Source organism: Streptomyces sp. NBC_01723, from assembly GCF_036246005.1.
Classification (GTDB): domain Bacteria; phylum Actinomycetota; class Actinomycetes; order Streptomycetales; family Streptomycetaceae; genus Streptomyces.
On the sequence record NZ_CP109171.1, the window covers coordinates 8,243,260 to 8,256,074 of the forward strand.

The window sequence follows — 12,815 nt, forward strand, 5'->3', positions numbered from 1 at the left end:
TCGACGGGGTCGGTGGGGCCGCCGTCCCCTCCTCACAGGGAATACCGGCGGCGGCCGATCCGCGCGGGCTACCGGCCGTTCGGGCCGCCCCGGTGGAGGTTCTCGTGACTCACGTCGTGTTCCGACGCGCTGACGCGCGCGGCACCCCGCATGCCCCTCGGGACGGCGCGCGCACCGCTCGTCCGTACGTGTTCCTCCTCCTCGATGCCCAGCAGCTTCAGGAAGGCCGCGGCAGCCGGGGTGAGGCCCTCCCGGCCCCAGATCACGTACTCGGCGCGGGCCGGTGCGTCCGTGACCTCGATCGTGGCCATCCCGGCCAGGCCCGCCACGTACGTCGGCGGGAGCAGGGCCACGCCGAGGCCCGCGCCGACCAAACGGGCCAGGTAGTCCGCGTTGGTCACCTCGAAGGCGACATGGCGGGTGAGGCCGGCGGCGGTGAAGGCCAGATCGGGCTGCGCCCGGCCGGCGGTCTTCGCCGGAAGGTCCACGAACACCTCCGAGGACAGCCGGCGCAGGTCGACCGAGGTCTCACCGGCGAGCGGATGGTCCGGGGAGACCACGGCGACCAGCCGCTCCCGGGCCAGCTCCCGGGCCATGACACCCCGGGGGCGGGCCGTGACCGGGATGCCGAGGAAGGCCACCTCGATCTCGCCCTGCCTGACCCGTTCGACGAGCTCGTCGCTCGCTCCCACACTGAGACTGATCCGAGCCTTCGGATGGCGCTGGTGGAAGTCCTTGAGGACGTTCGGAACATCCACGGCGGCGACGGTGGGGATCAGCCCCACCGCGAGGCGTCCGCGAACCTCCCCGACGACCGCCGCGACTTCGGCGGCGGCCCGCTCCGCCGCGTCCAGGCACTGGCGGGCCGCGGGAAGGAAGGCAGCGCCCGCCGGGGTCAACCGGACCCGGCGGCTGGTGCGTTCGAAGAGTCGCGCACCCAGTTCCTTCTCCAGGCGCGCGATCTGGTGGCTCAGCGCGGACTGGACCACCAGGCAGCGCTGGGCAGCCCTCGTGAAGCTGTTCGTCTCGGCCACGGCGATCAAATACCGCATCTGCTGAAGCTCCATCGATCCATCGTGATTCGAGATGCATCGCGTGACAAGCATGTGTTGGACTCATTGATGCTCCAGGTCCGACACTGGTGACAACGCACACGGCGGGAACCTCCTCCTCGGGCCAACTCCACCGTCCAGGCCGTCGACTTGAGGTCCTGCGGCATGACCGGGAGCCATGCTTCCGCCGGCCCCTCCCTGCCTCCCGCACCCGGGCGCACGCCGCCGGGGCACACCCTGGCGCCCTCGCGCCCGCAGCACCGATAGGACGAGTGACCGCCATGACCGCTCCACCGCGCACCGAGGTCCTCAACCAGGGTCGCGAGGTCCCGGAGAGGTACCGCCAGGGCATGATCGACGGCTGGGCCTGCGTACGCGTGTGCGTTGCGGCACAGCACCGGTACGGCAACGCGGTGCCCCGTCCCCTCTACGACGCCATGGGCCGCCTGATCCACCACGGGAAGGCCGGGCTCGGGCACGACATGATCCGCGCCGCCCCGGAGGAGGCGGGCCTGTCCGCCGGCCTGATGGAGGCCGCGGACGACACCTCCTGGGACGAGCCGCTGCGGGCCGAGCACCGCGCGGGGATCGAGCCGGTCGGTTCCGAGGCCGGCACTCCGTGATGCAACCGACGTCGGCAACCGCGGTAGTGCATAAGGGATTTGAGGCACGATGAAGAGCACGCAGAGCGGGCTCACGGTGGCCCTGACAGCCCTGGCTCCGGCCGTCTGGGGCAGCACCTACCTGATCACCACCGAGTTGCTGCCACCGGACCGGCCGCTCCTGGCGACCACCGTGCGGACCCTGCCCGGCGGCCTGTTCCTGCTGGCCCTCGGCCGGAAGATTCCGGTCGGCGTCTGGTGGTGGCGCGCGCTGGTGCTGGGCGTGCTGAACATCGGCGCCTTCAACTTCCTGCTCTTCGTCGCGGCCTACCGGCTTCCGGGCGGAATCGCCGCCGTGATCATGTCCGCACAGCCCATGTTCGTCGTGATCCTCGCCGCCTTCTTCCTCGGTGACAGGATCAGAGTCGTCCACGCCCTGGCCTGCGTGATGGGCACCGGGGGCGTTGTGCTGCTCGTCTTCGATGGAGCGGGGTCGCTCGACACCGCCGGAGTGCTCGCCGCAGTCGGCGGAGCCCTGTGCATGGCCTCGGGCATCGTCCTGACCAAACGGTGGGGCCGGCCGGAAGGTGTCGGCCTGCTCACGTTCACCGGATGGCAACTCACGGCAGGCGGCCTGGTCCTGCTGCCCTGCTGGCTGTCGCTGGAAGACCTGCCCGACCGTCTCACCGGATCCAACGTCATCGGGTTCGCCCACCTCATCGTCTTCGGCGCGGTCCTGAGCTACATCGTCTGGTTCCGCGGCATCGAGCGCCTGCCGGCCGTGGCGGTCTCCTTCCTCGCGCTGGGCAGCCCGGTCGTGGCGACCCTGCTGGGCCACCTCGTCATGGAACAGACACCGTCCGTCCTCCAGATCGCCGGCATGGCCGTCATCTTCCTGGCGGTCATGCTCGGCCGGCCGCGCCCACCCGAACCGAAGTCCGAGGAGACCCCCTCGGCTCCGGCCCGTGCCACCGACTCGCACCTCCCCGCGCCATGACCTCCCCGCCGGGCCGGGGCTCCATGAGGCATGCGCGTACCACGTCTGACCACATCCGGAGAGATGACATGACCCTTCAAGAAGACACAAGCGCCTCCGCCGCGTCGCGTAAGCAGGCGTCCCGGACTCGGGTATGGCTGGGTGTGGCTGCCATCACCGCCAGTCTGTTCGTCTTCCTCACCACCGAACTGATGCCGATCGGCCTGCTCACTCCGCTCAGCGAGAGCCTCCAGGTCTCCGTGGGTGTGGCCGGGCTCATGGTCACGGCGCAGGGTGAAGAAGCTCCCCGTGATCGGGTCGGCGTCGGCCGGGAGGGTCTTGCGCCCTCGGCCGGGCCTTGCACGCCCCGATGTTCGACAGCCCCACCACCGACAGACACGGCCGTCCCGACTTCGCCCGCTACCACTTCCCCGACGACACCTCCCACGACTTCTTCATCGACTGGGACTCGGGCGCCGCCGCCGCCGTCGCCCTGCTGCGCGCCGAGGCCGGGCGCGAACCGCACGACCGGCCCCTGCGTGAACTGATCGGCGAGCTGTCCACCCTCAGCCAGGACTTCCGCACCCTGTGGGCGGCGCACGATGTCCGCATCCGCCACGACGGCGTCAAGCGGCTCCAGCACCCCGACGTCGGCGAGCTGGAGCTGACCTACCAGTCCGTGGATCTGCCGGTGTCCCAGCGGGCCGTGCACGACCTGAGCCTCTACACCGCTGAACCGGGCGGCACCTCCGAAGGCCGCCTCAAGCTCCTCGCCGGTCTGGCGGCCACCCGCACCCCGACGGCAAAGCCCACCCACCAGCGACGCTGAGGTCCCGCCGTGCGCCCCGACGCCGTCGCGACGTGCGCCTCGCACAGCGCCACGGTGGCCGGGCTCGTCCCTTCGCGGTCGGCGATGTCCTGAGGGGACAGGTGGTCGTGTTCGTACCAGTGGCGCCATTCCCCGATGCGGGAGACGGTGTGTTGGGTGCGCCGGCGCCGGAACCGGGACGGGCTCCAGTCGGCCGGGTGTCGGGACAGCAGGTGGATCACGTGTGCTGTGGTGGTCGCCGACAGGCCCGGCCCAGTGGAGCCGGGCCACGGTGACGCGGAACGTGAGATCCCCCACGGACGGTGCGGGACCGGAAGGAGCGAATGGCCATGGCACGGGCGATCTGGACCGGTGTGATCACGTTCGGGCTGGTCTCCGTGCCCGTCGGCCTCTTCACCGCGACCGAGGACCACACGGTCCACTTCCACCAGCTGCAGCGCGGCACCTCGGACCGGATCCGCAACCGGCGGGTCAACCAGCGCACCGGCGACGAGGTCGACGCCGCCGACATCGTCAAGGGATTCGAGGTGAGTGACGGCGAGTACGTCGTCGTGGAGCCCGGCGAACTCGACGAGATCGCGCCGGGCCGCTCCCGCACCCTGGAGATCACCGACTTCGTCGACCTGGACCGGATCGAGCCGGTGTACTTCGGCCGCACCTACTACGTCGCCCCGCGCGGTGAGGAGTACCTCAAGGTCTACGAGTTGCTGCGCACCGCCCTCGCCGAGACGGGCAAGGCCGGCGTCGCCACCTTCGTGATGCGCAACCGGCAGTACCTCACCGCGCTCCGGGCCGAGGACCGGGTCCTGCTGCTCCAGACGCTGCACTGGGCCGACGAGGTCCGCGACCCGGTCGAGGAACTGCCGGAGCTGCCGACGGGCCGCGTGGGCCGCGGCAAGGAACTGGACATGGCGCTGCGGCTGGTCGACGCCCTCAGCGGCCCCTGGGACCCGGCCCGCTACCGCGACACGTACCAGGAGAAGGTCCGCGAGCTGGTCCGGGCCAAGGCCGAGGGCGAGGAGATCGCCGTCGCGGAGGAGGCACCGCGGGCCACCGACGTCGTCGACCTGATGGACGTACTGCGGGGCAGCCTGGAACAGGCGCGGGGCGCGGGCGGCAAGCGGCCGTCCGCACCGCGGAAGAAGGCCGCCGCCCCCTCTCGCGGGGCCCGGCCCAAGCGGTCCGAACTGCGGGAGCTGAGCAAGGCCGAGCTGTACCAGCGGGCCACCGAACAGGACATCGCCGGACGCTCGAAGATGAGCCGCGGCCAGCTCGTCGACGCGCTCACCGGAGCCGGCGGCCGCCGCAAGAAGAAGAGCGCCGCCTGAGCCGGAGACCCGGCTCAGGCGGCGCACCGCCGATCAGCCGCTCAGGTCGTGCTGAGCATGCCCTCCCGCAGGCGGCCCAGCAGACGCGAGATCAGCCGGGACACGTGCATCTGCGAGACGCCGAGCCGCTCGCCGATGTCCTTCTGGGTGAGCTCCTCGACGAACCGCCAGTGGATGATCTGCCGGTCGCGCTCGTCCAGCTGGGCGATCATCGGGGCGAGGGCGTGGAAGTCGTCCACGAGCGCCAGAGCGGCGTCGTCGGTGCCGATGAAGTCCGCGAGCGCCGACTCGCCGTCCTCGCTGCCGTTGATGGCGGCGTCCAGGGAGGCGGAGTTGTAGCCGTTGGCCGCCAGGCGGGCCTCGACGACCTCGTCCTCCGGCAGGCTCATCAGCTCGGACAGCTCCTGCGTGGTGGGGTTGCGGCCCAGACGGCTGCGCAGCTCCTCGGTGGCCCGCGCCAGCTGGACGCGCGCCTCCTGGAGCCGCCGCGGGACGTGCACCGCCCACGAGGTGTCCCGGAAGAACCGCTTGATCTCCCCGACGATGTACGGCACGGCGAACGAGGTGAACTCGACCTCACGGGTGAGCTCGAACCGGTCGATCGCCTTGATCAGGCCGATCATGCCGACCTGGACGATGTCCTCCATCTCCTCCGGGCCGCGGCTGCGGAACCGGCCGGCCGCGAAGCGGACGAGGGACATGTTCATCTCGATCAGGGTGTTGCGGGCGTACTGGTATTCGGGAGTGCCTTCCTCCAGCACCGTGAGCTGCTCGAAGAAGAGCTTCGACAACTCCCGCGCGTCCTTGGGCGCCACCTTGGACGGGTCCGTGATCTCCGGCATGTCCGTGGTGGTGTGCGTCGCCTGTGCGGTCGTCGTCGCCATGATGTGCCCTCCCTGTCGATCGGCCCCCGTCGTCGTCACCTTGTCGGCCGACGAAGGACCGCCTACCCCGGGTCACGCGCCGCACACCCCTCGATTTTCGCCGGTGCCGGACAGGTCCTGGGCCGGTGGGGCGACAGAGGCGCGACAGACGTGTGAAGCGGGGAACTAGAGAGGGAGCGCGTTCTCGGAAGGGGAGAGTGGGCATGTTTGAAGCCGAAAACATTCGTGACTGGCGCGGCCAGGACGTCGTCGACCACGACGGCCGCAAGATCGGGACTCTCGAGTCCATCTACTTCGACACGCTGACCGACCGCCCGGCGTTCGCGACGGTCACGGTCGGGCTGCCGACCCGGCGTCGTCTCGTCTTCGTGCCGGTGGAGAAGGCCACCGTCGGACCGGGCTATGTGAAGGTGACCTACGACAAGTCGCTGGTCAAGGACGCCCCGGGGATCGATCAGGACGGTGAGCTCGCGGCCGAGGAGGAGGGCGCGGTCTTCGAGCACTACAAGCTGCCGTACGAGCAGGGCAGCCGAGGCGAACGGCGGCTCGGCCGGCGCTGAACCGTCCGGGCCGAGCCGTCCGAGGGGGCGGCCGGGCGCCGATCACGGCGGGCCCGGCGCGCCCCGCGTCCGGCGGGGCCGGCCGTCAGCCGATCTCGGCGCCGCGGGCCGCCGCCTCCTTCTCGGACTCCGCGCTGCCCGTCGCCAGGGTGCCTCCGGCGCTCTCCAGGTGGGCCCGCACGAACCACTGGAACTGCTCCAGGTCCCGGAGCTGGCCGATCAGGAGGTCCTCCGTGGCGGTGTCGATCTTGCCGGCCTCCTCGACGGCCGCGCGCATGCCCTCCACCACGCCCGTGTAGACCAGGTCGAGCGCGCCGAGGTGGGCGATCGCGTCGGCCCGGCCGATGGAGTAGTCGTCCCACTTCCGCTCCGACACCAGGGCCCCGGGCGTGCCCTGTGCCACACCGCCGAGCGCGGCGATGCGCTCCGCGACGTCGTCGGCCATGTCACGTACCTGGTCGACCTGCGGGTCGATCATCTCGTGCACGGCGATGAAGTGCGGCCCGACGACGTTCCAGTGCACGTGCTTGAGGGTCAGGTGCAGATCGTTGAGGGCGTGCAGGCGCAGTCGCAGCACACCGATCAGCCGTCCGGCGGCCTCGCGCTCGATGCCGGGGACCGTGTACTTCGGGGTCAGGTCGTGCGTCATGGCGGACCTCAGCTCCTCATGTGTGTCGTACGTCGTTGCTCATGCACGAATGCCCCGTATCGGGACCCTCAGACACCCGCGGGCCAGGTCGGTGACCATGGGCGCCGTACGAGGGCCTGCGAGGTCAGGACGGCGGGGCGGGCACGGGCAGCGCGGCGAGGGCGCGCGCGGCGTGCACGAGGTTGGACGCCATCGCCCGGCCGGTGGAGAGCGCCCAGTCGTGGCCGCGCTCGTCGTCGAGGAAGTCGGGTCCGGGCCCGGGACCGAGGTGCCAGTAGGTCCAGGCCTGTCCCGGGATGGTGTAGCCGATGTCCGCGAGTCCGCCGCTGATCTCGCTGATGACGTGGTGCGCGCCGTCCTCGTTGCCGGTCACCAGGACGCCGGCGACGCGGTTGTAGGCGACGGGGCGGTCCTCGTCGTCGGTCTCGCTCAGCATGGCGTCCATCCGTTCGAGGACCCGCTGGGCCACGGAGGACGGACGGCCGAGCCAGGTGGGCGACCCGATGATCAGGATCTGGGAGGCCAGGAGCTTCTCGTGCACCTGGGGCCAGTCGTCGCCGTCGCCCATGTCGGTCTCGACGCCCGGTCTCAGGTTCAGGTCGACGGCCCGGACGACGTCCACCTCGGCTCCGTGGCCCTTCAGGGCCGCGATGACCGTGGAGGCGAGGGCCTCGGTGTTGGACGGCGCGGGGGAGGGCTTCAGGGTGCAGTTGATGACGAGTGCGCGCATGCCCGTCCTTGTTCCCCGGTCGACGGAGGCCGACCGGGGAAGCGCGGGGTCGTTCACCCGGAAGGCCCCGCGGCTGTCCGGCGGACCGGTCAGGGCAGGGCGACGCCGTCCAGCTTGCCCTGCTTGGCGTCGTCGACCAGCGACGAGAACTGGTCGGCGCTCATCTGCACGCGCTGGCCGAAGTCGTCGGTCAGGACGACCCGCCGCTCCGCCGGTGCCTGGGGGTCGACGAACAACTGGGGACAGCCGCAGTCGCAGTTGCCGCAGAACGTCGCGACGGGCTCCAGGCCGTGAGGCTCGGTCATGTCGGTGCGCCTTCCGTGGGAGACGGGTGACCGCGCGGGTGTCCGGGGCGGCGGTCTCGGGGGCCCGCCTGGGTGATACCCCCTGCGACCCCCGCGAACGCGCACCGGCGCCCCGCACCGAGGCACGCCGGACGGCGCCCGGTGCGCCGGTGCTCCCCGCGTCCGCTCCCACCGCACCGGCTCGGCGGGGCCGGCCGGGAACCCGGCGGGGATTCCGTCCGACCGCACGCACGCGCGCGACGCGCGCGAGCCGACCGCACGCACGTACGCACGCATGCGCGCGAAGCCGACCGCACGCACGCGAGCCGACCGCACGCGCGCGAGTGGGAGTTATCGTCGGCCGTATGGCTGACGAGTGCTTCCGGCATCCGCGGCTCGCCGCCGTCTACGACGCGCTGGACACCGATCGCGGCGACCTGGACGCGTACCTGCGCGTGGCCGGCGAGTTCGGCGCCCGGCGCGTGCTGGACATCGGCTGCGGTACGGGGGTGTTCGCCCTGCTGCTGGCCGACCGGGGGATCGAGGTGGTCGGCCTGGACCCCGCCGCGGCCTCCCTCGACGTGGCCCGGGGGAAGCCGGGCGCCGCCCGGGTGCGCTGGATCGAGGGGGACGCGGCCTCGCTGCCCCCGCTGCGGGCGGACCTGGCGACCATGACGGCGAACGTCGCCCAGGCGATCACCGGGCCACGGGCGTGGCAGGGGACACTCCAGGGGGCGTACGAGGCCCTGCGGCCCGGCGGGCACCTGGTGTTCGAGACACGGGACCCGGCCCGGCGCGCCTGGGAGGAGTGGGACCGCGAGCACACGCACCGGGTCGTGGAGATCCCCGGCGCGGGTGCGGTGGAGAGCTGGTGCGACTTGTTGGACGTGAGCGGCCCGCTGGTCACCTTCCGCTGGACCTACGTCTTCACCGCGGACGGCGAAGTGCTGACCTCCGACTCGACGTTGCGCTTCCGCGACCGGGCTGAGGTGGAGGCCGACCTGACCGGTCGGGGCTTCGAGGTCCGGGAGGTGCGCGACGCCCCCGACCGCCGGGGCCGCGAACTCGTCTTCCTGGCACGACGCGCGTAGCGCACCCGTAGGAGATGCACCGGCGCGTGGGGGGCGCACATCGGAACCGAGTGAGCCCTGTACGCGCCCCGTTGACGGTGCGGACAATCACGGTGGCCGTGATCACGCGGCGGGGGGCCGCCTCGTCGTCCCACCGCCGACTGCCGGGAAAGCAGGTCGATCAGCATGCACTTGCGTCTGCCCACGTCCGTGTCCGAGGCGCAGGAGTGCCTGGCGGACGGAGCGGTGCCCGTCGGCGGCGCCACGCTCGTGTGGGCCGCCTGGCAACGCGACGGCTTCCCCGAACTGGCCATGTCCCTGCGCGAGCTGCCGGAGGCGACCGTCCTCGAACCCGAGGCCCTGGGCGCGGCCGTACTGCTGCACCGCATCGACGAGCGGGTGCCGGAGGTGCTGCGCCGCGCGGCGGGCTCGGTGGGCACCGGAGCCGTGCGCCGCGCGGCGACGGTCGGCGGCAACCTCGTGGGCAGCACCCTGCGTTGCCTGCTGCCCGCGGCCCTCGTGCTGGACGCCCGCGCCACCGTGCTGGGCTCCGACGGCTCCTACGAGACCGACCTGGCCGAGGTGGTGGCCAAGCGCCACCTGCTGCTCGGTCTGCGCTGGCGCACCCCGACCGCCAGCGGCTACCGCAAGGAGCCCGCGGCGGCGGGCGGGCCGCCGCCGCTGGTCGTCGCCACGGCCGTGCACACCGAAGGCGACGGCCGGCCCCGGCTGCGGGTCGCCGTCCGGGACGGCTACGAGGTGGTCGGCGGCAGCGCCGCGTGCGACGGGGGCGCCGACGAGGCCGTCGACGCCCTGGAGGGTACGGATCTCGGCGGACTGCCGCCCGCTGCCCGCGACGTGATGCGCGAGCAGGTGGCCGGCATCCTGGAACCCCTCGCCGGCCGCTGACACCGCGACCGGCGCCCGACGGCAGGTCCCCGTCAGCCCTTGGCCAGGGCCTTGACGCGGTCCAGCGATCCGTTGAACTTGTTGTGGTCCCCGACGGTCTTTCCGGTCGAGGTGTACTGCCACATCGTGTGGAAGTCCCAGCCCGCCGGCAGGGCCCCCACGGACGAGGCGTACCGGGCCACCCACAGTGGGTTGTTCGCGCCGAAGGCGCTGGAGTTGCCGGTGCACTGCGTCCACCAGTTGGTGGAGGTGTAGATGGCGGCCTCGCGCCCGGTGCGCGCCTCGTACCGGTCCACGAAGCTCTTGATCCAGCTCACCATCTGGGCCTTGGTCTTTCCGTAACAGGTCGCCCCGTACGGGTTGTACTCGATGTCGAGGACGCCCGGCAGGGTCTTGCCGTCCTTCGACCAGGCGCCGCCGTGGTCGACGAAGTAGTCGGCCTGGGCCTTGCCGCCGGAGGTGTCCGGGGTCGCGAAGTGGTACGCGCCGCGGATCATGCCGGTGTCGTAGGAGCCGCCGTACTGCTGGGCGAAGTACGGGTTGCGGTAGGAGGTCCCCTCGGTGGCCTTCACATAGGCCCACTTGACCCCGCTCTTCCACAGGGTCGACCAGGCGACGTTGCCCTGGTGGCTGGAGACGTCCACGCCCTCGATCTGACTGGCGCGGGTTTCGACGGGCCGCCCCTGGACACCTTCGTGGGCGAGGACACCCCGGCCCATGTAGGCGGTACCGCGGACGGGTGACCCGGCGTCTCCGGCGGTCGCGGGGACCGCCGACAGGGTCAGCAGGAGTGACTGGGAGGCGAGGAGCACGCCTGTCGTGAGCAGGCGTGAGTGGCTTGAAGCCACGGCTATGGGTCTGCGCATGGCACCCATACGATCCGCTGTCGCGCGCCACCGCATCCCACAGTCACCCAGATGGTGTCGCCGCGTCCGGGCCCGGCCCGTCCGGCCACCGCGCGAGCAGGCCACTGACCGGGTGCGAACGCCCGTATCACATCGGTGCTTTCGATCGGCGGGATGCGCGGGAAGTTCGCTCCTCGGTGGGGTTCCCGGCGGGTCGGGCATACGTGTCCGTGACGCTGACTAGCATGAGCCCAAAGCCCATCGGAGTGATCAACAGGAACCCGGTGGCACGGCTCCGATCCGCGGGCCGACCCATGTCGATCGGCCCTTCCCCGCTCTCAAGGACCAGAGGGACCGCGGAATGTCAGTGTCTGCACCCCCCACCCCGCCCCGGACGCAGAATGCCCCCCACCGCACCCCCGCCGTCGCCCTGGTCGTGCTGCCCGCCACCGCCGCGGGCGCCGGTGCCGCCTGGGCCGCGGCGCCCGATGCCGCCCGGGGCTGGACCGCGACCCTCGCCGTGACGTCCTGGCTCTGCGTCGCCGTCACCGTGGTCCTCGCCTCCCACCTGGTCGGACGGGCCCGCCGTACCGCGGCCGACCGCAGAGCCGAGATCGGCACCCTCAAGGCCCGGCTCGCCCAGGAGAACGCCGGCCTGGTGCACCTCGTCAACGTCGCGCTGCCGGGCGTCGCCCGGCAGGTGCGCGAGGGTGCCGGCGCCGACGAGGCCGTCGCCCGCACCGCCCCCGCCCCCGGGCCGCACCTGCGTGAGGTCGTTCAGAGCTTCGCCTCCCTCATGGCCGACGCCGTACGGCACACCACGGAGGCCGAGACCCGGCACCAGGAGGCGCTCCGTGAGACGCGCAGCGCCACCGGGGAGCTGGAACACCTGACGAGCAGCACCCTGCCCGCCGCGGTGCGGAAACTGCGCGGCGGCACCTCGGCGGAGGCCGTCCTCGCCGAGCTGGACTGGCCCCGGCGGCCGCATCTGCGTGCCTGCGCCGAACTGTTCGTCCGGGAACTGGCCCACAGCGAACGGCGCACCGCGGCCGCCGAGGCCGCCTCCGCCAAGTCCCTCGGCCGTGTCCAGGCCAAGGCCGTACGCATGCTCGCCGACCTGCGGGACATGCAGGACCGTCACGGAGAGGAGGTCCTGGGCGACCTCCTGCGGCTCGACCACAGCACTTCCCAGCTCGGCCTCATCACCGACCGCCTGGCCCTGTTGATGGGCGGCCGCTCCAGCCGCGCCTGGAACAAGCCCATCGTGATGGAGAGCATCCTGCGCGGTGCCGTCGGCCGCATCGCCGCCTACCAGCGCGTCCGCATGCACTGCTCCACCACCGCCGCGATCTCCGGCCACGCGGCCGAGGGCGTCATGCACCTCCTGGCCGAACTGATGGACAACGCCGCCAACTTCTCGCCACCCATCGACGAGGTCCACGTGTACGTGGAGGAACGTACCGCCGGGATCGTCATCACCATCGAGGACAGCGGACTCAAGATGGCCGACGCCGCCATGCGCCATGCCGAGGAGGCCGTGTCGGGACGGGCGACCGACCTGGCCTCGCTCCAGGGAACCCGGCTCGGCCTGGCCGTGGTCGGACGGCTCGCCGCCAAGTACGGCGTCGGCGTGAGCTACCGTCCCTCGTCCCGCGGCGGCACGGGCGTCGTCGTCCTGGTGCCACCGCAACTGCTCGCCCAGCAGCGGGACCCGGGGCCCGCACTGACCGGCCGCACCCTCGGCGGCGCGGCCCGCGTCCCGGTCCCCGGACCCGCGCCCGCCGCGGAGGCGCCCCTGGCCGCCTCGCGCCTCCCGGACGTCCGGGACGCCGAGCGGACCGTACCTCCCGAGCAGGCGCCGGCAACCCGCCCGCCGTCCGCGACGCCGGGCGGACTGCCCGTGCGCTCCCCGGGCCGGACCATGGCCGAGGCAGAGCGCGAACGGCGCGACCCGGCCCCGCGGCCCACCGACCGGCCGGCGACGGCGTCCCGCGACGCCGGGTCCAGCTTCGGTGCCTTCCACCGCGGCCGCCGGTCCGGGGCGGCCGGCGGGGCGTCGACGCCGGAACCGCCCGCGTCGGGGTAGACAGCGCGCCC

Annotated in this window: 14 protein-coding genes; 8 read left to right on the forward strand and 6 right to left on the reverse strand. The window is 72.2% G+C overall.

Annotated features, from left to right (window positions below; all coding sequences use genetic code 11):
- Positions 1-68 precede the first annotated feature (68 nt).
- Positions 69-1,067 (reverse strand): LysR family transcriptional regulator, encoded by a 999-nt coding sequence (locus tag OIE75_RS38310; RefSeq protein WP_329473666.1) that lies wholly within the window; start codon positions 1,065-1,067, stop codon positions 69-71.
- 266 nt (positions 1,068-1,333) lie between these two features.
- Here OIE75_RS38310 and OIE75_RS38315 point away from each other — a divergent pair, with 266 nt between their 5' ends.
- The 4 genes from OIE75_RS38315 to ku all read left to right on the forward strand — a co-directional run bounded on the left by OIE75_RS38315 (position 1,334) and on the right by ku (position 4,787).
- The gene (locus OIE75_RS38315) at positions 1,334-1,675 is read left to right on the forward strand and encodes a mycothiol-dependent nitroreductase Rv2466c family protein (protein ID WP_329473667.1); all 342 of its coding nucleotides are present in this window, start codon (positions 1,334-1,336) and stop codon (positions 1,673-1,675) included.
- A gap of 49 nt (positions 1,676-1,724) precedes the next feature.
- Positions 1,725-2,651, forward strand: coding sequence for an EamA family transporter (locus tag OIE75_RS38320; RefSeq protein WP_329473668.1), 927 nt, complete (start codon positions 1,725-1,727; stop codon positions 2,649-2,651).
- Between the two features lie 337 nt (positions 2,652-2,988).
- Complete coding sequence (locus OIE75_RS38325; RefSeq protein WP_329473669.1) at positions 2,989-3,459, forward strand: MmyB family transcriptional regulator; 471 nt, start codon at positions 2,989-2,991, stop codon at positions 3,457-3,459.
- A gap of 329 nt (positions 3,460-3,788) precedes the next feature.
- On the forward strand, positions 3,789-4,787 hold the full coding sequence (gene ku / locus OIE75_RS38330; protein ID WP_307016938.1) for a non-homologous end joining protein Ku: 999 nt from the start codon (positions 3,789-3,791) through the stop codon (positions 4,785-4,787).
- Positions 4,788-4,828: 41 nt separating this feature from the next.
- On the opposite strand, the gene OIE75_RS38335 is transcribed toward ku, so the two are convergent.
- Positions 4,829-5,671 carry an RNA polymerase sigma factor SigF gene (locus OIE75_RS38335; RefSeq protein WP_122619175.1) on the reverse strand — a complete coding sequence of 281 codons (843 nt, stop codon included), beginning with the start codon at positions 5,669-5,671 and terminating at the stop codon, positions 4,829-4,831.
- 203 nt (positions 5,672-5,874) lie between these two features.
- Between OIE75_RS38335 and OIE75_RS38340 the strand changes: the two genes are divergently transcribed.
- Positions 5,875-6,231, forward strand: coding sequence for a PRC-barrel domain-containing protein (locus OIE75_RS38340; protein WP_329473670.1), 357 nt, complete (start codon positions 5,875-5,877; stop codon positions 6,229-6,231).
- 85 nt (positions 6,232-6,316) lie between these two features.
- Here the strand turns inward: OIE75_RS38340 and OIE75_RS38345 are convergent, their stop codons facing one another.
- From OIE75_RS38345 to OIE75_RS38355, 3 genes are all read right to left on the reverse strand, one after another.
- Positions 6,317-6,880 carry a Dps family protein gene (locus OIE75_RS38345; protein ID WP_122619177.1) on the reverse strand — a complete coding sequence of 188 codons (564 nt, stop codon included), beginning with the start codon at positions 6,878-6,880 and terminating at the stop codon, positions 6,317-6,319.
- Positions 6,881-7,004: 124 nt separating this feature from the next.
- Entirely contained in the window at positions 7,005-7,610 is a 606-nt protein-coding gene (locus OIE75_RS38350) for a flavodoxin family protein (protein ID WP_307016941.1), read from the reverse strand.
- 89 nt (positions 7,611-7,699) lie between these two features.
- Positions 7,700-7,915 carry a hypothetical protein gene (locus tag OIE75_RS38355; RefSeq protein WP_307016942.1) on the reverse strand — a complete coding sequence of 72 codons (216 nt, stop codon included), beginning with the start codon at positions 7,913-7,915 and terminating at the stop codon, positions 7,700-7,702.
- 344 nt (positions 7,916-8,259) lie between these two features.
- Here OIE75_RS38355 and OIE75_RS38360 point away from each other — a divergent pair, with 344 nt between their 5' ends.
- Both OIE75_RS38360 and OIE75_RS38365 read left to right on the forward strand, forming a co-directional pair.
- Positions 8,260-8,985, forward strand: coding sequence for a class I SAM-dependent methyltransferase (locus OIE75_RS38360; RefSeq protein ID WP_307016943.1), 726 nt, complete (start codon positions 8,260-8,262; stop codon positions 8,983-8,985).
- A 165-nt stretch (positions 8,986-9,150) separates the two neighbouring features.
- The gene (locus tag OIE75_RS38365; protein ID WP_329473671.1) at positions 9,151-9,873 is read left to right on the forward strand and encodes an FAD binding domain-containing protein; all 723 of its coding nucleotides are present in this window, start codon (positions 9,151-9,153) and stop codon (positions 9,871-9,873) included.
- 32 nt (positions 9,874-9,905) lie between these two features.
- Here the strand turns inward: OIE75_RS38365 and OIE75_RS38370 are convergent, their stop codons facing one another.
- Positions 9,906-10,739 (reverse strand): lysozyme, encoded by an 834-nt coding sequence (locus tag OIE75_RS38370; protein WP_307016945.1) that lies wholly within the window; start codon positions 10,737-10,739, stop codon positions 9,906-9,908.
- A 340-nt stretch (positions 10,740-11,079) separates the two neighbouring features.
- Between OIE75_RS38370 and OIE75_RS38375 the strand changes: the two genes are divergently transcribed.
- On the forward strand, positions 11,080-12,804 hold the full coding sequence (locus OIE75_RS38375) for an ATP-binding protein (RefSeq protein ID WP_329473672.1): 1,725 nt from the start codon (positions 11,080-11,082) through the stop codon (positions 12,802-12,804).
- Positions 12,805-12,815 lie beyond the last annotated feature (11 nt).

Coding starts and splice junctions, on each gene's coding strand:
- OIE75_RS38310 (WP_329473666.1), bottom strand. CDS start 1,067: ATGGAGCTTCAGCAGATGCGGTATTTGATCGCCGTGGCCGAGACGAAC.
- OIE75_RS38315 (WP_329473667.1), top strand. CDS start 1,334: ATGACCGCTCCACCGCGCACCGAGGTCCTCAACCAGGGTCGCGAGGTC.
- OIE75_RS38320 (WP_329473668.1), top strand. CDS start 1,725: ATGAAGAGCACGCAGAGCGGGCTCACGGTGGCCCTGACAGCCCTGGCT.
- ku (WP_307016938.1), top strand. CDS start 3,789: ATGGCACGGGCGATCTGGACCGGTGTGATCACGTTCGGGCTGGTCTCC.
- OIE75_RS38335 (WP_122619175.1), bottom strand. CDS start 5,671: ATGGCGACGACGACCGCACAGGCGACGCACACCACCACGGACATGCCG.
- OIE75_RS38340 (WP_329473670.1), top strand. CDS start 5,875: ATGTTTGAAGCCGAAAACATTCGTGACTGGCGCGGCCAGGACGTCGTC.
- OIE75_RS38345 (WP_122619177.1), bottom strand. CDS start 6,880: ATGACGCACGACCTGACCCCGAAGTACACGGTCCCCGGCATCGAGCGC.
- OIE75_RS38350 (WP_307016941.1), bottom strand. CDS start 7,610: ATGCGCGCACTCGTCATCAACTGCACCCTGAAGCCCTCCCCCGCGCCG.
- OIE75_RS38355 (WP_307016942.1), bottom strand. CDS start 7,915: ATGACCGAGCCTCACGGCCTGGAGCCCGTCGCGACGTTCTGCGGCAAC.
- OIE75_RS38360 (WP_307016943.1), top strand. CDS start 8,260: ATGGCTGACGAGTGCTTCCGGCATCCGCGGCTCGCCGCCGTCTACGAC.
- OIE75_RS38365 (WP_329473671.1), top strand. CDS start 9,151: ATGCACTTGCGTCTGCCCACGTCCGTGTCCGAGGCGCAGGAGTGCCTG.
- OIE75_RS38370 (WP_307016945.1), bottom strand. CDS start 10,739: ATGCGCAGACCCATAGCCGTGGCTTCAAGCCACTCACGCCTGCTCACG.
- OIE75_RS38375 (WP_329473672.1), top strand. CDS start 11,080: ATGTCAGTGTCTGCACCCCCCACCCCGCCCCGGACGCAGAATGCCCCC.